General features: G+C 70.2%; 17 protein-coding genes and 1 tRNA gene. 12 read left to right on the top strand and 6 right to left on the bottom strand.

Features of this window, described 5'->3' with window-relative positions:
• Positions 1 to 90: 90 nt before the first annotated feature.
• Both ABCR94_RS04810 and ABCR94_RS04805 read left to right on the top strand, forming a co-directional pair.
• A complete protein-coding gene (locus tag ABCR94_RS04810; RefSeq protein WP_347117745.1) occupies positions 91 to 978 on the top strand; it encodes an MBL fold metallo-hydrolase in 888 nt (295 codons plus the stop codon).
• Complete coding sequence (locus ABCR94_RS04805; RefSeq protein ID WP_347117744.1) at positions 975 to 2,327, top strand: MFS transporter; 1,353 nt, start codon at positions 975 to 977, stop codon at positions 2,325 to 2,327. The genes ABCR94_RS04810 and ABCR94_RS04805 overlap by 4 nt, the downstream gene beginning before the upstream one ends.
• Here ABCR94_RS04805 and ABCR94_RS04800 read toward each other — a convergent pair.
• Positions 2,321 to 3,688 (bottom strand): MFS transporter, encoded by a 1,368-nt coding sequence (locus tag ABCR94_RS04800; RefSeq protein WP_521976456.1) that lies wholly within the window; start codon positions 3,686 to 3,688, stop codon positions 2,321 to 2,323. The two genes, ABCR94_RS04805 and ABCR94_RS04800, sit on opposite strands and share 7 nt — an antisense overlap.
• Before the next feature lie 290 nt (positions 3,689 to 3,978).
• Between ABCR94_RS04800 and ABCR94_RS04795 the strand changes: the two genes are divergently transcribed.
• Both ABCR94_RS04795 and ABCR94_RS04790 read left to right on the top strand, forming a co-directional pair.
• The gene (locus ABCR94_RS04795; protein WP_347117742.1) at positions 3,979 to 4,977 is read left to right on the top strand and encodes a LysR family transcriptional regulator; all 999 of its coding nucleotides are present in this window, start codon (positions 3,979 to 3,981) and stop codon (positions 4,975 to 4,977) included.
• Positions 4,974 to 5,792: an isocitrate lyase/PEP mutase family protein gene (locus ABCR94_RS04790; RefSeq protein WP_347117741.1), complete on the top strand. Its 819-nt coding sequence runs from the start codon at positions 4,974 to 4,976 to the stop codon at positions 5,790 to 5,792. Before ABCR94_RS04795 ends, ABCR94_RS04790 begins: the two co-directional genes overlap by 4 nt.
• A gap of 419 nt (positions 5,793 to 6,211) precedes the next feature.
• On the opposite strand, the gene ABCR94_RS04785 is transcribed toward ABCR94_RS04790, so the two are convergent.
• Positions 6,212 to 6,550, bottom strand: coding sequence for a hypothetical protein (locus ABCR94_RS04785; RefSeq protein WP_347117739.1), 339 nt, complete (start codon positions 6,548 to 6,550; stop codon positions 6,212 to 6,214).
• 23 nt (positions 6,551 to 6,573) lie between these two features.
• Entirely contained in the window at positions 6,574 to 6,966 is a 393-nt protein-coding gene (locus ABCR94_RS04780) for an STAS domain-containing protein (protein ID WP_347117738.1), read from the bottom strand.
• A 473-nt stretch (positions 6,967 to 7,439) separates the two neighbouring features.
• Here ABCR94_RS04780 and ABCR94_RS04775 point away from each other — a divergent pair, with 473 nt between their 5' ends.
• Complete coding sequence (locus tag ABCR94_RS04775; RefSeq protein ID WP_347117737.1) at positions 7,440 to 9,725, top strand: ATP-binding cassette domain-containing protein; 2,286 nt, start codon at positions 7,440 to 7,442, stop codon at positions 9,723 to 9,725.
• A 22-nt stretch (positions 9,726 to 9,747) separates the two neighbouring features.
• Here ABCR94_RS04775 and ABCR94_RS04770 read toward each other — a convergent pair whose 3' ends face one another.
• Entirely contained in the window at positions 9,748 to 10,290 is a 543-nt protein-coding gene (locus tag ABCR94_RS04770; protein ID WP_347117736.1) for an MmpS family transport accessory protein, read from the bottom strand.
• Positions 10,291 to 10,499: 209 nt separating this feature from the next.
• On the opposite strand from ABCR94_RS04770, the gene ABCR94_RS04765 reads away from it, so the two are divergent.
• Positions 10,500 to 11,087, top strand: coding sequence for an HhH-GPD-type base excision DNA repair protein (locus ABCR94_RS04765; RefSeq protein WP_347117735.1), 588 nt, complete (start codon positions 10,500 to 10,502; stop codon positions 11,085 to 11,087).
• A 108-nt stretch (positions 11,088 to 11,195) separates the two neighbouring features.
• Here the strand turns inward: ABCR94_RS04765 and ABCR94_RS04760 are convergent, their stop codons facing one another.
• Positions 11,196 to 12,815: a helicase HerA-like domain-containing protein gene (locus ABCR94_RS04760; protein WP_347117734.1), complete on the bottom strand. Its 1,620-nt coding sequence runs from the start codon at positions 12,813 to 12,815 to the stop codon at positions 11,196 to 11,198.
• Between the two features lie 88 nt (positions 12,816 to 12,903).
• On the opposite strand from ABCR94_RS04760, the gene ABCR94_RS04755 reads away from it, so the two are divergent.
• On the top strand, positions 12,904 to 13,206 hold the full coding sequence (locus tag ABCR94_RS04755) for a type II toxin-antitoxin system VapB family antitoxin (RefSeq protein ID WP_214921385.1): 303 nt from the start codon (positions 12,904 to 12,906) through the stop codon (positions 13,204 to 13,206).
• Positions 13,207 to 13,409: 203 nt separating this feature from the next.
• Complete coding sequence (locus ABCR94_RS04750; protein WP_347117732.1) at positions 13,410 to 14,051, top strand: LytR C-terminal domain-containing protein; 642 nt, start codon at positions 13,410 to 13,412, stop codon at positions 14,049 to 14,051.
• A 68-nt stretch (positions 14,052 to 14,119) separates the two neighbouring features.
• Here ABCR94_RS04750 and upp read toward each other — a convergent pair whose 3' ends face one another.
• The gene (upp, locus tag ABCR94_RS04745; protein WP_347117731.1) at positions 14,120 to 14,755 is read right to left on the bottom strand and encodes a uracil phosphoribosyltransferase; all 636 of its coding nucleotides are present in this window, start codon (positions 14,753 to 14,755) and stop codon (positions 14,120 to 14,122) included.
• Positions 14,756 to 14,860: 105 nt separating this feature from the next.
• Between upp and ABCR94_RS04740 the strand changes: the two genes are divergently transcribed.
• The 4 genes from ABCR94_RS04740 (at position 14,861) to ABCR94_RS04725 (ending at position 16,686) form a co-directional block, all read left to right on the top strand.
• Complete coding sequence (locus ABCR94_RS04740) at positions 14,861 to 15,058, top strand: hypothetical protein (protein ID WP_347117730.1); 198 nt, start codon at positions 14,861 to 14,863, stop codon at positions 15,056 to 15,058.
• A 381-nt stretch (positions 15,059 to 15,439) separates the two neighbouring features.
• Positions 15,440 to 15,988, top strand: coding sequence for a tRNA adenosine deaminase-associated protein (locus ABCR94_RS04735; protein ID WP_347117729.1), 549 nt, complete (start codon positions 15,440 to 15,442; stop codon positions 15,986 to 15,988).
• An 80-nt stretch (positions 15,989 to 16,068) separates the two neighbouring features.
• Positions 16,069 to 16,497 carry a tRNA adenosine(34) deaminase TadA gene (gene tadA / locus ABCR94_RS04730; protein WP_347117728.1) on the top strand — a complete coding sequence of 143 codons (429 nt, stop codon included), beginning with the start codon at positions 16,069 to 16,071 and terminating at the stop codon, positions 16,495 to 16,497.
• Positions 16,498 to 16,599: 102 nt separating this feature from the next.
• A tRNA-Ser gene (locus ABCR94_RS04725) sits at positions 16,600 to 16,686 on the top strand.
• Positions 16,687 to 16,692 lie beyond the last annotated feature (6 nt).

Below are 16,692 nucleotides of genomic sequence, written 5' to 3'. Positions count from 1 at the left end.
CGGGCTTGGTCATGGGCCCAGCCTAGCAAATCCATCAAGCACGGATATTACGAGCTTGAATCATTCAAGCTTGATGCATATGCTCCGGCCATGAGCCACGACGAACGACTCCGACGGCCCGCCGGCCTCCGCTCGCTGCACCTGGGCGAGACCAAAGTGACGTACATACCCGACGGGGCGGTGCAGCTCGTGCCGCGCCGCTGGCTTCCCGGCACCACCGACGAGGTGTGGGCCGCGCACCCCGAGTACCTCGACGCCACCGGCCACCTGGTGGCGAGCATCGGCGGGCTGCTGGTGGAGCGGGACGGCCGGGCGCTGCTGATCGACGCCGGATTCGGCCCCCAGTCCCTCCCCGCCGAGCCCGGCAACCCGCACGGCGCCATCCACGGCGGCGCCCTGTTGGACAACCTGGCGGCGGCAGGCCGCAGGCCCGAGGAGATCGAGGCCGTGGCCATCACCCATCTGCACCTCGACCACCTCGGATGGGCCTGGCACCCCGCGCCGGGCAGCGACCGGCCCGTCTTCACCGGCGCCGAGTACCTGGTGGCCGAGGCCGAGTGGTCGCAGCGCCACCTCACCGAGGCGCACGGCACCAGCAAGGAGATGCTCACCGCGCTCGCCCCGCAGGTACGCACCTTCGCCGACGGCGACGAGATCTTCCCCGGCGTACGGGCGCTGCCCACTCCGGGTCATACGGCAGGCCACACCGCGTACGTCATCAGCTCCGGCGGCCGGCGCCTGATCGCCTTCGGCGACGCCTTGCACTCGCCGATCCAGGTCGCCCACCCCGAGTGGTCCGCGGCCTCCGACCATGACGCGGAGCAGTCGGCCGGCTTCCGCCGCGACCTCGTCGCCGAGCTGGCCAGGCCCGACACCCTGGGATACGGCGTCCACTTCGCCGACGTGGTGTTCGGGGAAGTGGCGGTGCACCGCGCCGGGGAAGGGCACGGGCACTTCTGGCGACCCGTCTCCGCGTGAGCGGGGCGAAGGGCGGCGTGAACCGGGCGAAGGGCAACGCGGCTCGGGCGAAGGGCGGCGTGAACCGGGGCAACGGCGCGGTGAACCGTGGCAACGGCGCGGTGAACCGTGGCAACGGCGCGGGAGTGGCCGCCACCGGGCACTGGCCCGGCATCGTCGCCGTCGCCCTCACGGCGACCGTCGCCGTGATGCCCGGCTTCACCGTGGGCGCCCTCGCACCCTCGATCCAGGCCGAGCTCGGCATCTCGCGCAGCAGCATCGGGCTCGCGATGAGCGCGTTCTACGCCGCCACCGCACTCGGCTCGCCCTTCACCAAGCGCCTTGCCGCCAGGCTGCCCGTCCCCGTGGCGCTCGCCTTCGCCTCGCTCGTGGCGTCGGCCGTGCTGCTGACGGCATCCCGGGTGACCGGATTCGCGGCGCTGACCGCGGTGTTGGTGCTGGGCGGGCTGAGCAACGGCCTGGTCCAGCCCGCCGCCGGCCGGCTGATCGCGGCGCGCGCCCCCGCGCACCGGCGTTCCCTGGCCGCCGGCCTGGTCGGCGCGGCGCTGGGGGCGGCCACTCTCGTCCCGGGCCTGCTCGTCGCCCTCGTCGTCGAGCCCTACGGGTGGCGTACGGCGATGCTGATCGCCGGGGTCGTCGCCCTGGTCCCCGCCGCCCTCGCCCCACTGGCCCGCATCCCCGGCGGGCCGCCGCCGAAGCGGGCGTCGGACGAGAGCCACGACCCGCGCACCGTCCGGCGGGTGCTGGCGCTCTGGGCGTTCGCGGCGGCGCTGTCCGCGGCCGGGAACAACGCGGTGGCGTCGTACTTCGTACAGCTCGGCGCCGACTCCGGTCTGGCCGTCACCGTCGCCGGCAACATGCTGACGATGAGCGCGCTCGTCGCCATCGCGGTACGGATCGGCGCGGGGGCCCTGACGGACCGGGCACCCCACCGCAACCCCGCGGTGATCGCGACGATGATGCTCACCGGGGGCGTCGGGCTCGCCCTGATCTCCGTCGGCTCCCCGGTGACCTTCGTCATCGGCGCGGTACTGGCCTTCTCCGCCGGATGGGGCTGGACGGGACTCCTCCTCGCCGCCACGCTGCGGCTGGTCCCCGGCCGGGCCGAGAACGCGGGGCACACCGTCCAGGTCGGCATCTACGCGGGCGCCACCGTCGCCCCCTTCGCCTTCGGCGCGCTCTCCAGCACCTTCGGCTTCGCGAGCGCCGCGATCGTCGCCGCGGTGGCGGCGGTCGGCGGGGCCGCGGCGACCGTCGCCGGGGCGGTGGTGCTGCGGCGGGGCGGCGGCGGCGATCGCGGCGTACGGTCCGGGGCCGCTGCGGACCTCTCCCCCGCACCGGCTCAGTGAGTCGCGGGGGCCTTGACGGGTTCCATCGCGACGGCACCGGCAGCCACGGCCAGCGTCCCGCCCCTCCCCGCCTTCCTCCCCGCCCGCAGCCCGAACGCGCCGACGAAGGCCGCGAGCAGCGCCGCGACGAACGGCACGAGGAGGGCGGCATGGTAGCCGTCGAGCATCGCGGCGGGTGAACTCGACGCGGTGGCCGCGACGTTGACCGCGGTGACGGCCGAGAGGCCGAGCGCGGCGCCGAACTGGAAGGACGTATAGAGGAGCCCGCCCGCCAGGCCCTGCTCCTTCTCCGCGATGCCCTCGGTGGCGACGATGGTGAGCGGGCCGTACGCCAGCGCGAAGGCGAGGCCGAGGATGATCAGGCTCGGGAACATCGCCAGGTACGTCCAGTCCGCGCCGACCGGCAGGAACAGCCCGTACGAGAGCACGGCCAGCAGCAGCCCGCCGAAGATCACCCGGGCGTTGCCGAACCGGGCGACCAGCCTGGGGGTGAGGGTCGGTGAGAGGACCGCGTCGATGCCGATGACGAGCATCGCGAAGCTGGTCTGGATCGTCGACCAGCCGCGTAGTTCCTGGAGGTAGAGGACGACCAGGAACTGGAAGCCGAAGAAACCGGCGGCGAAGAGCAGCCCGGCGATGTTCGCGCGGACCAGCGGACCGTTGCGGAGGATTCCGAGGCGTACGAGTGGGGAGCTCGCCCGGCGTTCGATCGCCACGAAGGCGGCGAGTGACACCAGTCCCGCGGCGAGCGTGCCCGCGGTCCAGCCGATGCCGGTGTGGCTGGCGCGCTCCACGCCGAGCACAAGCAGCACGATGGCGGCGGTGATGGTGACGCCGCCGGCCACGTCGAAGCTCTCGCCCGTCCGGTCCGGACGCGGCGACCTGGGCACAAAGGCGAGCGCGGCCAACAGGATGACGAAGGACAGCACGACCGGGGCGAAGAACACCCAGCGCCAGCCGACGGAGGCGAGCAGACCGCCGATGACCAGCCCGATCGAGAAGCCGCCCGCGGCGGTGCCGGAGTAGATCAGCAGGGCCCTGTTGCGCGCCTCGCCCTCCGCGAAGCTCGTGGTGATGATGGACAGGCCCGCGGGGGTCATGAAGGCGGCGGCGACCCCGGTGACGAACCGCGCGACGATCAGCATCCAGCCCTCGGACGCGAAGCCGCCGAGGCCGGAGAAGAGCAGGAAGACGGTCAGCCACAGGACGAACATCTGGCGGCGCCCGAAGAGGTCGGCGGCCCGGCCGCCCAGCAGCATGAATCCGCCGTACCCCAGGACGTACGCGCTCATGACCCACTGGAGCTCGCCGGTGGACATGCCGAGATCGGCCCGGATGGACGGCAGGGCGACGTTGAGCATCGCGATGTCGATGCCTTCGAGGAAGATCGCGCCGCACAGGACGAACAGCACACCCCAGTGATCCTTGCGCGGGGTTCCGCGCACACTCGGACCACTCGGACCACTCGGACCACTTGGCGCACTCGGCGCACTCGGCGCACTCGGCACACTCGTACTCATGGGACTTCCTCGGCGGTGAGAGGATGTTGTCGGCTCAACCACCCTCGATCGGCGCCGGTGGGGGAACAACTGCGAAGACCGCAACGTTCGTTCAGTCAGGCTTACCGATCCGCGTTGACCTGGGAGTTTTTATGGAGCACGACGAGCTGGAGTGCTTCCTGATCCTGGCCGATGAGCTGCACTTCGGCCGCACCGCCGACCGGATGCGGCTGTCCCGGGCCCGGGTGAGCCAGCTCGTCCAGCGCACCGAGCGCCGCATCGGCGCCCCGCTGTTCGTCCGTACGAGCCGCCGCGTCGCGCTCACCGACCTCGGCCGGCAGCTTCGCAACGACCTCGAACCGCACCACCGTGCCATCACGGCGGCAATCGTGCGGGCCACCGCGACCGCCCGGAGCATCGGCGGGGTGCTGTTCGTCGGCTTCGCAGGACCGCCGGCCGGGGAGGTCGTGATGAGGGCGGCGGAGGCAATGCGCGTGGACCACCCCGGGCTGAGCGTGGAGATCTGCGAGGTGCCGCTCTCCGATCCGTACGGGAAGCTGCGCGACGGCGGTTACGACGTACAGCTCACGGAGCTCCCGGTGCGCGAGGCGGACCTGGGCAAGGGGCCCACCCTGCTCGCCGAGGAGCGCGTGCTGGTGATCGCCTCCGGGCATCCGCTGGCCGCGCGGGACTCGGTGTCGCTGGAGGACCTGGCCGACGTACCGCTGCTGACCATCGACGGTGACGTCCCGGAGTACTGGCGGGAACACCACGCGCCGGCGCGCACGCCCAGCGGCAGGCCGATCGCCCGGGGCCCCGGCATCACCAATATGCAGGAGGCGCTCATGCTCGTCGCGGGCGGCAAGGGCGCAATGTTGTCGGCCGCGCACACCGCGACGTACTTCGCCAGGCCCGGTGTCACCTACGTCCCGTTCGAGGACGCCGGTCCTGTCGGGTACGGCCTGGTGTGGCGCGCGAAGGACAACACCGACGCGGTCAGGGCCTTCGCCCGCAGCGCGCTCGTGGTGTCGAGGGGCGTGGCGTCGAAGGATGCGACGCCCGCAGCCCCCCGCAGGACAACTGGCCCAGTCGAGCGGCATGGAATTGGACCAGAACGGTCGGCCAAAGCTCTTCTACCGTCAAAGGCATGACGAATCGGACAACGACCGAAAGCGCCCACCGATCAGCCAGGGCGGCCACGCTTCGAGCACTGCACGTCCCCGGCACACCCGCCGTGCTGCCCAACGCCTGGGACGCTGCCTCGGCCCGTACCGTGGCCGCCGCCGGATTCCCAGCCGTCGCCACCGGCAGCGCGGCCATGGCCCCGGCGCTTGGCTACGAGGACCACGAGGCGACGCCGCCCGGCGAGATGTTCGCCGCGCTGACCCGCATCGTGCGGGCCGTGGACGTGCCGGTCACCGCCGACCTGGAGCGCGGCTACGGCCTGCCACCCGCCGAACTGGCCGCGCGGCTGGCGGAGAGCGGGGCGGTGGGCTGCAATCTGGAGGACTCCGACCCGCGTACGGGCAAGCTGATCGACGTGCGTGAACAGGCCGATTTCCTCGCCGCGTTCCGGCAGGCCGCGCCCGAAGTGGTGATCAACGCGCGCGTGGACACCTTCCTGTACGGATCCGGCGAGGGAGCGGCGGCCGACGAGTCGCGGCTGGCGGAGGCCGTGGCGCGGGGCCGGGCCTATGTCGCGGCGGGCGCCGACTGCGTGTACCCCATCTCCATCTCCGGCCTGTCCGACCGGACGGTGCGCTCACTGGTGGAGGGCATCGGCGCGCCCGTCAATGTGGCGTACGGGCCCGGGAGTCCGCTGACCTTCGAGGAGCTGGCGGCGGCGGGCGTGGCCCGGGTGACCTTCGGCCCCGGCCTCTTCATCGCGGTGCAGCAGCATCTGGCCGGGCTCGTCGAGGCGATCCGGGACGGACGGGATCCGTACGCGGGCATCGCGCTGGGGTGAACAAGGAGGTGCGTACCGGGGCGCGTTCCGGAATGAGCGCCGGAATGAGCGCCGGAGTGTGTGCCGGGTGAGCGCCGAGGGGGTGCGCGAATCTTCCCCAACACATGGCCGAAGCTTGACTATTCGTATCCGAAAGGTCGCTCTAGGGTGATATTGCCCGAGACCCCGGCAGCGCATCGGCTCCGCCGTGCGCCCACGTGACCAACGAACCGGGGTGGGGACATGCACGAGCGACTGCGCAGGACGGTGCCTGTGGTCGGCTCGGACTGCGGGCCCCGGACGGAGATCGGCACAGGGACGAAACCGTTGCCCATGGCAGGTACACCGCATGGCGCAGGGGGCGCCTCCGCCTGTCACGAGCCTCTTTCGTCCTTCACCGAGGGGCGGCCCCCTGCCGACGGGGCCGCCCCGCACACCACTCACACTGACCGTTCCAGGGCCGGGCCGAGCGCACCGGTCTGATCGATGCCCCCTGCTCCGCGGACCCGCGCGGCAGGGCAGCGGTCTTCCCCGGAGCGGGAGCACCTCCCCCGTGGTTCCCATGCGGCCCCGGGGAAGGCCGCGACCAACGGGTGGTGGGCGTCGACGACGTACGAGACCACCGGGGGCAGCAGCCGGGCGACGGTGCCGGACCCGGGGACCAGGGCCACCGCTTCGCCGTCCAGGCAGAGCAGGCCGACCAGTTCGACGTACGGCACACCTCGGCGGGCCACCGCGAGCCGCCCCGCGATGGCCCGCGCCAGAACGTCCCGGCACACCCGATCAGTCAGTCGGAGCGCGATCAGGCCGACAGACCGTGATCGTCGCGACGGCCGACCTCGATCGGCGTGATCGGCTGGCCCTCCATGATGTCGATGACGGTGAACGCCTGGTCCAGGCCCGTCATGCGCAGTACGCGCCACACCCTGGGGACGGGACGCACAATCCGAATACTGCCTCTCCTTCTGACCACTTGGGCCCGGATCCGCAGGAGCAGCCGCAGGCCACCTGCGTCCAGGAAGGTCGCGGGACGCAGATCGACCACTACGTCGGGGCGGGGGCGGTCACAGATCGCCTCCGCCCATTCGCACAGCACGACGGTTGCCCAGATGTCCAGCTCACCATGGAGCTCGATTACCAGGACCCCTCCTATGGTGCGGTCCCGCAGAAAAAAGGTGATCTCGTCGACACTCACGGCCAACCCCCGGCATTCTGCTCAGGCTTGAGGCGTCACCGGCCGCTACGCGGAACCGCTGACGGAGCTTGCGCGAAGCGCCGCCGGGGTCTGGGGCGGCACACAGCGATATGTCGTCATCGTGCCCCACTAAGGCCACCTTGTATCCCTCCCCGGCAGTGCGATCGCAGGGCCAAGGATGCGCCTGAATGCGCGAGCGCACTCACCCCTTGCATGTGCCGCGTCACATCACGGGGACGAAGGGGGGGACCGAATCGGTAGGAACAGTGAAATATGGCCGAAAACCCCGAGCCCGGCCGGGGGCACGGCCGTGGGGAGAGCCTGAGCGAATAGACGGGAGAGGGGGCGCACGTACGCCCGCACCCACACCCATACCTTCACTCTCGGTGACTGTCAGACCCGGGCGGCAGAATGAAGGACCGGGCGCCACCGGCACGGCGCCGAGTTGTTCGAGGTATTCAAGGAGATCCGGAATGTCCACCGATCCGTCCAACCCCGAGCCGACCGCAGCGGACCTTCACAGCGTGATCCAGGTTCGCGGCGCCCGGGTGAACAACCTGACGAACGTATCGGTGGATCTCCCCAAGCGCCGGCTCACGGTCTTCACCGGCGTCTCGGGTTCCGGCAAGTCCTCGCTCGTCTTCGGGACCATCGCCGCGGAGTCGCAGCGCCTGATCAATGAGACGTACACGGCGTTCATCCAGTCGTTCATGCCGAGCATGGGCCGCCCGGACGTCGACTCGCTGCACAATCTGAGCGCGGCCATCGTCGTCGACCAGGAGCGGATGGGCGCCAACTCCCGTTCCACGGTGGGCACGGCGACCGACGCGTACACGATGCTGCGGATCATTTTCAGCCGCCTCGGCATACCGCACATCGGCACATCGACCGCCTTCAGCTTCAACAGCGCGGAGGGCATGTGCCCGGAGTGCGAGGGCATCGGCCAGGTCTCGAAGATCGACATCGATCAGCTGGTGGACCGTGAACTGTCCCTGAAGGAAGGGGCGATCACCGTCCCCGGGTTCGCGGTGGACTCCTGGTACTGGCAGGTCATGGCGGCATCCGGGCTCTACGATCCGGACACCCGGCTCGCGGGCTTCACCGCCGCCGAGTGGGAGGACTTCCTGTACAAGCCCGCCACCAAAATCAAGGTGGGCAGCAACAACCTCACGTACGAGGGCCTGGTCACCAAGGTCCAGCGGGTCTACCTCTCCAAGGACCGGGACTCGATGCAGGGCCACATCAAGGCCTTCGTCGACCGCGCCGTCGTCTTCACCGACTGCTCCGTCTGCGGCGGCACGCGACTGAGCGCCGCCGCCCTGTCCTCGGTGATCGACGGGGTGAACATCGCGCAGTGCTCGGCCATGCAGATCAGCGACCTGGCCGCTTTTGTCCGGTCCATGGAAGACCCGTCCGTCGCGCCGCTGCTCGCCACCCTGCGCGACACCCTCGACTCGCTGGTCGAGATCGGCCTCGGCTATCTGAGCCTGGACCGCACCTCGTCGACACTCTCCGGCGGTGAGGCCCAGCGGGTGAAGATGGTCAGGCACCTCGGCTCCAGCCTGACCGACGTGACGTACGTCTTCGACGAGCCCACCATCGGGCTGCACCCGCACGACATCCAGCGGATGAACGACCTGCTGCTGCGCCTGCGCGACAAGGGCAACACGGTCCTTGTGGTCGAGCACAAGCCCGAGGTGATCTCCATCGCGGACCATGTGGTGGACCTGGGTCCGGGCGCGGGCTCCGGCGGCGGGCAGATCTGTTACAGCGGAGATGTCCCCGGACTGCGCACCTCCGGGACGCTGACCGGGCGACACCTGGAGCACCGCGCACGGCTGCGCGAGACGGTGCGCGAGCCGCGCGGCAAGCTGTCCATCACGGGCGCCGGCCTGCACAACCTCAAGGATGTCTCGGTCGACATCCCCACGGGCGTACTGACCGTGGTCACCGGGGTCGCCGGATCCGGAAAGAGCTCACTGATCCACGGCTATCTGACCGGCCGGGACGGGGTGGTGGTCGCCGACCAGTCCCCGATCCGGGGCTCGCGCCGGTCCAATCCGGCGACGTACACCGGGCTGCTCGGCCCGATCCGTACCGCCTTCGCCAAGGAGAACGGGGTCAAGGCGGCGCTGTTCAGCGCGAATTCGGAGGGCGCCTGCCCGAACTGCAACGGTCTTGGCCTCGTCTACACCGACCTGGCGATGATGGCCGGGGTGGCGTCGGTCTGCGAGCAGTGCGAGGGCAAGCGGTTCACCCCCGAGGTGCTCACGTACACGCTGCGCGGCAAGAACATCAGCGAGGTTCTCGGCATGGCGGTGGCGGAGGCCCGCGACTTCTTCCCGTCCGGCCAGGCGCGCGCGATCCTCGACCGGCTCGCCGACGTCGGCCTGGGCTATCTGCGCCTCGGCCAGCCGCTGAACACGCTGTCGGGCGGCGAGCGCCAGCGGGTCAAGCTCGCCATCCACATGGCGGAGAAGTCGGCGACGTACGTCCTGGACGAGCCCACGACCGGCCTGCACATGGCAGACGTGGACCAACTCCTCGCGCTGCTCGACCGGTTGGTCGACGACGGCAATACGGTCATCGTCATCGAGCACCACCAGGCGGTCATGGCCCACGCCGACTGGCTCATCGACCTGGGCCCCGGCGCGGGCCACGACGGCGGCAAGGTCGTCTTCACCGGCACCCCGGCCGAGCTGGTCGCGACCGGCCGGACACTGACGGCGGAGCACCTGCGGGCGTACGTGGGCGGGTAGCGGGGGGGGCGGGGGCGGGGGCTCAGAAGTCGTCGCAGCCTGCGATCGCAAGGGGACCACTGGCGGTAGCGGTCGTGGGCTCCTTGTCATCCACAGTGACGGTGCAGGTGACTGTGCCGCCGTCGGCCCCGGTAACGACGGTGAGATGACCACCCTTCAGAAAGCCGGTGGTGTCCACTTCCTTGCGCCAGGGCAGCCGGGCATTGGACACGGAACTGCTCGACAGATTGCCGTCACGCCAGGTGGAGTACGTGATGCTGACGTCCTTGGCGTTGCCGGTCACCGCGTATTTCACCTTCACGACGCGCTCGGACTCGTCGTCGACCGCGTTGATGAACACGGCCATGACCGCGGCGCAGCCTCCGATGAGGAGGATCGCGATGCCGAGGACGATCCAGGGCCAGACGCGGCGCTTCTTCGGGGGCGGCGGGTAGCCGTAGCCGGGCGGCGGGTAACCGGGAGGTGGATAGCCTCCGGCGCCTCCGGCCGGGGGCCGGGGGCCCCACTGCGGCCCGCCGGGTGTGCCACCGGGCGGCTCGGGTGGTGGCGGGGCCGTGTCCGACATGGGCCGGTGTCCTTCCAGAGGCACCCGCCCGCCCTGCGGGGCGAGCGGTTCGCGCCCCTCGATCATTGGGCCACCCACCCCCGAACGCCCTGAGGAGATACGCCGCCCGGGTGAGGGCGGCCCCGCCCGCCCGGGAGTTACCGGCCGACGAACCCGCGTCGCCGGTTCTGCGCTGGCCGGTCACGGCGGTCGTGCGCGATCATGGAGGCATGAGCACCGTCATGCGAATCTCCCAGCAGCCGGAGGCCGACGAACTGCTCGGCCGCAGCCCGCTCGCCGACCTGGTCGGCATGCTCCTGGACCAGCAGGTCCCGATGGAATGGGCGTTCGCGGGCCCGTACACGATCACCCAGCGGGTGGGCGGCGACGACCTGGACGCGCACCAGATCGCCGCGTACGACCCCGAGGCCTTCGCGTCGCTCCTGTCGGCCAAGCCCGCCGTGCACCGTTACCCGGCTGCCATGGCCAAGCGCGTTCAGCAGCTGTGCCAGTACCTGGTCGAGCACTACGACGGCGACGCGAGCGCGGTGTGGCGCGATGTCGCCACCGGCAAGGAGCTGCTGGCGCGGCTGAACGCGCTGCCCGGCTTCGGCAAGCAGAAGTCCCAGATCTTCCTGGCGCTCCTCGGCAAGCAGCTCGGGGTGAAGCCGAAGGGCTGGCGCGAGGCGGCAGGGGCGTACGGCGACGCGGGCGCATACCGCTCGGCGGCGGACATCACGGGTCCGGAGTCACTGGCCAAGGTCCGCGCGTTCAAGCAGGCCGCGAAGCAGGCTGCCAAGCAGAAGGCCGCGGAATAGCCCGGAGGCGTCGCAGCCCCATGGCGGTGCGACGGAAGGGGTGGGGGCCGCCATAAAGCCCCGCCCCATTCACCCCATCCACCCCATCCACCCAACCCCGGCTCCCCCTCACCGCCTCCGCCGTGCCGTGCCGAAGATCGACCGGGAGATCTCGCGTCCCAGCTGCGTCCCGATCGACCGCGCCAGCGACTTGAAGACGCCGCTGCCCACCACCTGCTCGGCGAGCGACGCGTCCCCGTCCCCGTCCCCCTTCGACGCCCGCGCGGGACGCAAGGCCTCGCTCGAAGCGGCGGCCTGGTCCTTCGCCTGCTCCGCCTCCAGCGCCACCCGCACCGCCTCCGCGTCCGCGGTCTGCTGCTGCGCCGTGAGCTTCTCGTACGCCGATTCGCGGTCCACCGGCTCCGCGTAACGCCCGTAGAGCAGCGACGCCTTCACGGCCAGTTCCAGCGCCGCCGCGTCGACCGGGCCCATCAGCGATTCGGGCGCGCGCAGCCGGGTCGCGGCGACCGGGGTCGGGGCGCCCTTCTCGCTGAGGACGGTGATCACCGCTTCGCCGGTGCCGAGCGCTGTCAGCAGCTCCTCCAGGTCGTACTCCGAATGGGGGAAAGTTCGTACGGTCGCCTTGAGCGCCTTCGCGTCGTCGGGCGTGAAGGCCCGCAGCGCGTGCTGCACCCGGTTGCCGAGCTGCGCGAGCACGTCCCCCGGCACGTCCTTCGGCGTCTGCGTGACGAAGAAGATTCCGATGCCCTTCGAGCGGATCAGCCTCACCGTCTGCGTGATCGACTCCAGGAACGCCTTAGAGGCGTCGTTGAAGAGCAGATGTGCCTCGTCGAAGAAGAAGACCAGCTTGGGCCGGTCGAGGTCGCCGACCTCCGGCAGATCGTTGAAGAGGTCCGCGAGCAGCCACATCAGGAACGTCGAGAAGAGCTGCGGCTTGCCCTGCACGGCGGGCAGCTCCAGTACGGAGACCAGCCCCCGCCCGTCCGGCGCCGACCGCAGGAACTCGCTCGTGTCGAACTCCGGCTCCCCGAAGAAGTCGCTCGCGCCCTGCTGCTCGAACGCGGTCAGCGCCCGCAGGATCACCCCGGCCGTCACCGACGACAGCCCGCCGATGCCCTTGAGCTCGGCCTTTCCGGTGTCCGACACCAGAAAGGCGACCACGGCCCGCAGGTCCTTGAGGTCCACCAGCTCCAGGCCTTTGGAGTCGGCGTAATGGAAGATCAGCCCGAGCGACTGCTCCTGCGTCTGGTTGAGCCGGAGCACCTTCGAAAGCAGCACCGGGCCGAAGCTGGTGACCGTGGCCCGCAGCGGAATGCCGGGGCCGATGCCGCCCAGCGCGTAGAACTCGCAGGGGAAGCCCGTCGCCTCCCAGGTCTGCCCGACCTGGCCGGCCCGCTCGCGTACCTTCTCGCCGTCCTCGCCGGGCGCGGAAATGCCCGACACATCGCCCTTTACATCGGCCAGGAAAACCGGCACACCCTGCGCCGACAGCTGCTCGGCGATCAGCTGGAGCGTCTTGGTCTTGCCGGTGCCGGTGGCGCCCGCGACGAGCCCGTGCCGGTTGAGCATGGACAGCGGGATCCGGATCTGTGTATCCGGCAGGCACTCGCCGTCCCAGAGGAGGGCGCCCAGTTCGAGGGCCGGTCCGGTGAAGGCATAACCCGCGGCAATGGCCGCCACATCGTCAGCCGAACCGCCGGAGTCACCGGAGGGGGTACTTCCGCTCATGATTTGCTCCCGTTCTGGCGCTGAATACGACCTTTGCACCCCTGCCTCATGGCTGCGCCCGGAGGTGCTTGCCCGGTAGGCTTTCCGTGTGATCTTCAAGCGCATCGGAAACGGCCGTCCTTACCCCGACCACGGCCGGGAAAGCACCCGCCAGTGGGCGGACGTCGCGCCGCGCCCGGTCCGCCTCGACCAGCTCGTCACCACCAAGGGCCAGCTGGATCTCGAAACGCTGCTCGCGGAGGACTCGACCTTCTACGGCGACCTTTTCGCGCACGTCGTGAAGTGGCAGGGCGACCTCTACCTGGAGGACGGACTGCACCGCGCGGTCCGCGCCGCGCTCCAGCAGCGCCAGGTGCTGCACGCGCGCGTCCTCGAACTCGACGGCATCTGACCGCGCCGCCCGGCGCACACCGAGCGGCCGGGGCCACCCGCCCCGCACCCCGTTCGGTGCTCCGTCAGCGCTCCCTCAGCGCTCTGTTCCGTGCTCCATTCGGTGCGTCCGGTCAACACCCAATTGAGCCTTTTGGGTTGGAGTGCCGGTCAGTCGTTGATCATTTAGTAGGAATCACCTCATGAGCGCACTACGCTGCGCCCATGAGCATGCTGACTCCCCCCGGCATGGGCGGAAAGTACCGCATTACGGGCGACAAGTTCCCGCGTATGCGCCGCCCTCGTCACCGCAGCAGGATCGTTCTCGTAGTGGTGGCCGCGGTCCTGGCCCTCGGCCTCATCGGCTGGGGGACGCTGCAGCTCATCGACGTCTTCACGGGCGGTGAGAAGAAACCCACGGCGTCCGGCCGCAAGAAGGACGACTGCAAACCCTCCGCGCCACGGGCCTCCCCGTCGGCAGCCTCGGTCAAGGCCCTGCCCACGCCGGGCAAGATCAAGGTCAACGTCTACAACGCGACACCGCGCGGCGGCCTCGCCAAGGAGACGGCCGACGAGCTGAAGAAGCGCGGCTTCGCCATCGGCAAGGTCGGGAACGCCCCGTCGGAGTACGACAAGAAGGTCAAGGGCACCGGAATACTGCTGGGCGCCCCCAAGGACGTGGCCGGCGTGCTGCCCGTACTCGGGACGCAGCTGAAGAAGGCTGAGCAGAAGGCCGACGCCCGTACGGGTACCGAGGTCGACATGATCCTCGGCTCGGCCTTCAAGAAGCTGGACACGAAGAAGGACGCGGACGCGGCCTTGGCCGCACTGGCCAAGCCCGCCCCCGCGCCCTCCGCGAAGTGCTGAAGTACTGCTCAAGTACTGCTCAAGTACTGCTGAACCACCGCTGACGTACTGCTGAAGTACGGGACCGGTTATTCGGCCGAGCCGTACATCCGGTCGCCCGCGTCACCGAGGCCCGGGACGATGTAGCCGTGCTCGTTGAGCCGCTCGTCGACCGAGGCTGTGACCACGGTGACCGGCGCACCGGCCAGCTCGCGCTCCATGACCTCCACGCCCTCGGGCGCGGCCAGCAGCACGACCGCCGTCACATCGTCGGCGCCGCGCTTGATCAGCTCGCGAATCGCCGCGACGAGGGTGCCGCCGGTGGCCAGCATCGGGTCCAGTACGTACACCTGGCGCCCGGAGAGGTCTTCCGGCATCCGCGTGGCGTAGGTGGACGCCTCCAGCGTCTCCTCGTTGCGGACCATGCCGAGGAAGCCCACCTCGGCGGTCGGCAGCAGCCGGACCATCCCGTCCAGCATGCCGAGACCGGCCCGCAGGATCGGTACGACCAGGGGGCGCGGGTAGGACAGCTTCACCCCCGTCGTCCTCGACACCGGGGTCTGGATGTCGACCTGCTCGGTGCGCACGTCCCGGGTGGCCTCGTACGCGAGCAGGGTGACCAGCTCGTCGGCGAGGCGCCGGAAGGTCGCAGAGTCGGTGCGCTGGTCGCGCAACGTGGTGAGTTTGTGCGCCACCAGCGGGTGGTCGACGACATTGATCCGCATGCCCACAACAGTAGCCGGGTGCGGGAGCCCGTTGCGCTGGCATCAACCCCCTGTCCAGAGGGAAGGTGGGGTGCAGGAGAAACCCAGCGTGGGGTGGTGTGGCCGATGCGGGACGGGGAAGAGCCCGAGCAGACTCGGGACGAGCAGCCGGAGCCGGAGAGCGAGGCCGCCCGACGGCGCCGACGCGCCCACTTCCTGCGCGAACTGCACGAGGCCAAGGAGCTGCGCGACCGGGTGAAGCCGCGCACGGCCCGCGCCGCGCGGATGCGGCAGCAGATGCGGATGCGCACCTTCCGCTGGTAGCGGCCGGCAGCGGCGCGCCCGGAGGCCCCAGCAGGCTCGGCGGGCCTCCGGGGCGGGTCCCTACACGGCTCTGCCAGGGCTCCTGCCAGGACACTCGTACTCGGAGTACAAGGGGATTCGGAGCGCTCCGTAGGGGGCTCCTGCTCGGACTCCGAGCAGAATCGGAGCTGACTCCGAGCAGAATCGGAGCGGAATCGGAGCTGACTCCTTCAGGACTGGTACACGACGCAAGAGCGGAAGACCTCTCGCTCAGCCTTCGTTTCTGCCACGATTCCGAGTGGGCGGGACCCAGAGCTGCAAAACGGTTTCTCCCGCCCAGCGACACCCTCCGGCCGGGAGGACTTCCAACCGGCACTTCTCGAGACCAGTGGGAGAGTCACGGTGTACTTCGCCGCACTGCTCGCGCGCACCGAAGACGGGTGGAAAGCGAGCGACACGGAGCTCGACGATGTGGAAACCCTGTCAGACCTGACCGATCTGGCCCGCGAGGCCACGGTCGACGACGACACGGTGATCGTCTTCATCGAGCAGGAAGACGCATGGTTCGGCCTCGTCCGCGTGGACGGCGAGGAGGACCCGCGTATCTATGTCTCAGACGCGGCCGCGGCCGCCCGTTCCTCGTACGGGGAGATCCTGCTCACCGACGAGTTGCTCGGCCGCGATCCCGAGGATCCGGACGTCCTGGAAGAGCTCGTCGACCTCGACGGGACCGAGGACGGCGAGCCGGACCAGGAAACGGAAGTGGAGGACGACGGGGAGGAGAGCACGCCGGGCGACAGTGCTGTCGTGCCTGCGGGCCCGCTCGGCGACGCGGGGGTCCTGGCGGACCTCGGCCTGTCCGAGAAGGATCTGATGGCGCTCGACACGGACGCGCTCGCCGAGATCGCTGACGTCCTGGGCGCCGCCGACGTACTGGAGACCGTCCAGTAGTGGCCGCGGCTCATCCAGTACCTGATCATCCACTGCCCGATCCAGTACCCGACCCGGTACGTGATCCCTGGCAGGCGCCGATGCGTCTTGCCCTGGACGAGGCAGCACGGGCAGCGGAGGCCGGCGATGTGCCGGTCGGCGCCGTCCTGCTGGCTCCCGACGGCTCGCTGCTCGCGGCGGGCCACAACGAGCGCGAGGCGACGGGCGATCCGACGGCGCACGCCGAGGTCCTGGCCATCCGCAGGGCGGCCGGGAAGCTCGGCGGGTGGCGTCTGACCGGCTGCACACTGGTCGTCACGCTGGAGCCGTGCACGATGTGCGCGGGGGCGCTCGTCCAGTCCCGGGTGGACCGGGTGGTCTACGGCGCGCTCGACGAGAAGGCGGGCGCGGCCGGGTCGCTCTGGGACGTCGTACGGGACCGGCGGCTCAATCACCGGCCCGAGGTCGTCGGCGGCGTACTCGAAGCGGAGTGCTCGGCCCAGCTGACCGCGTTCTTCCGGGACCGCTGAAGGGCGGGCCGGAAGCGGGCGCGGGACGGGCCTGACACGGCCGCGCGGTCACCTGCCGGAACGGATTTTTAGCACGGCCCACCGTGGGCTAAGCTCAGTCTCGGTAGCGTGTCCGAGCGGCCTAAGGAGCACGCCTCGAAAGCGTGTGAGGGGGCAACTTCTCCGTGGGTTCAAATCCCACCGCTACCGCTCTGA

This window comes from Streptomyces changchenzhani (assembly GCF_039766235.1).
In the GTDB taxonomy this organism is placed as follows: Bacteria; Actinomycetota; Actinomycetes; order Streptomycetales; family Streptomycetaceae; genus Streptomyces.
This window is presented reverse-complemented; position numbering and strand designations above follow the sequence as displayed.

What these genes read in the sequence shown, in the direction of transcription:
- ABCR94_RS04810 (WP_347117745.1), top strand. Translation starts at nt 91, where the DNA reads ATGAGCCACGACGAACGACTCCGACGGCCCGCCGGCCTCCGCTCGCTG.
- ABCR94_RS04800 (WP_521976456.1), bottom strand. Translation starts at nt 3,688, where the DNA reads ATGCTCAACGTCGCCCTGCCGTCCATCCGGGCCGATCTCGGCATGTCC.
- ABCR94_RS04795 (WP_347117742.1), top strand. Translation starts at nt 3,979, where the DNA reads ATGGAGCACGACGAGCTGGAGTGCTTCCTGATCCTGGCCGATGAGCTG.
- ABCR94_RS04790 (WP_347117741.1), top strand. Translation starts at nt 4,974, where the DNA reads ATGACGAATCGGACAACGACCGAAAGCGCCCACCGATCAGCCAGGGCG.
- ABCR94_RS04775 (WP_347117737.1), top strand. Translation starts at nt 7,440, where the DNA reads ATGTCCACCGATCCGTCCAACCCCGAGCCGACCGCAGCGGACCTTCAC.
- ABCR94_RS04770 (WP_347117736.1), bottom strand. Translation starts at nt 10,290, where the DNA reads ATGTCGGACACGGCCCCGCCACCACCCGAGCCGCCCGGTGGCACACCC.
- ABCR94_RS04765 (WP_347117735.1), top strand. Translation starts at nt 10,500, where the DNA reads ATGAGCACCGTCATGCGAATCTCCCAGCAGCCGGAGGCCGACGAACTG.
- ABCR94_RS04760 (WP_347117734.1), bottom strand. Translation starts at nt 12,815, where the DNA reads ATGAGCGGAAGTACCCCCTCCGGTGACTCCGGCGGTTCGGCTGACGAT.
- ABCR94_RS04750 (WP_347117732.1), top strand. Translation starts at nt 13,410, where the DNA reads ATGAGCATGCTGACTCCCCCCGGCATGGGCGGAAAGTACCGCATTACG.
- upp (WP_347117731.1), bottom strand. Translation starts at nt 14,755, where the DNA reads ATGCGGATCAATGTCGTCGACCACCCGCTGGTGGCGCACAAACTCACC.
- ABCR94_RS04740 (WP_347117730.1), top strand. Translation starts at nt 14,861, where the DNA reads ATGCGGGACGGGGAAGAGCCCGAGCAGACTCGGGACGAGCAGCCGGAG.
- tadA (WP_347117728.1), top strand. Translation starts at nt 16,069, where the DNA reads ATGCGTCTTGCCCTGGACGAGGCAGCACGGGCAGCGGAGGCCGGCGAT.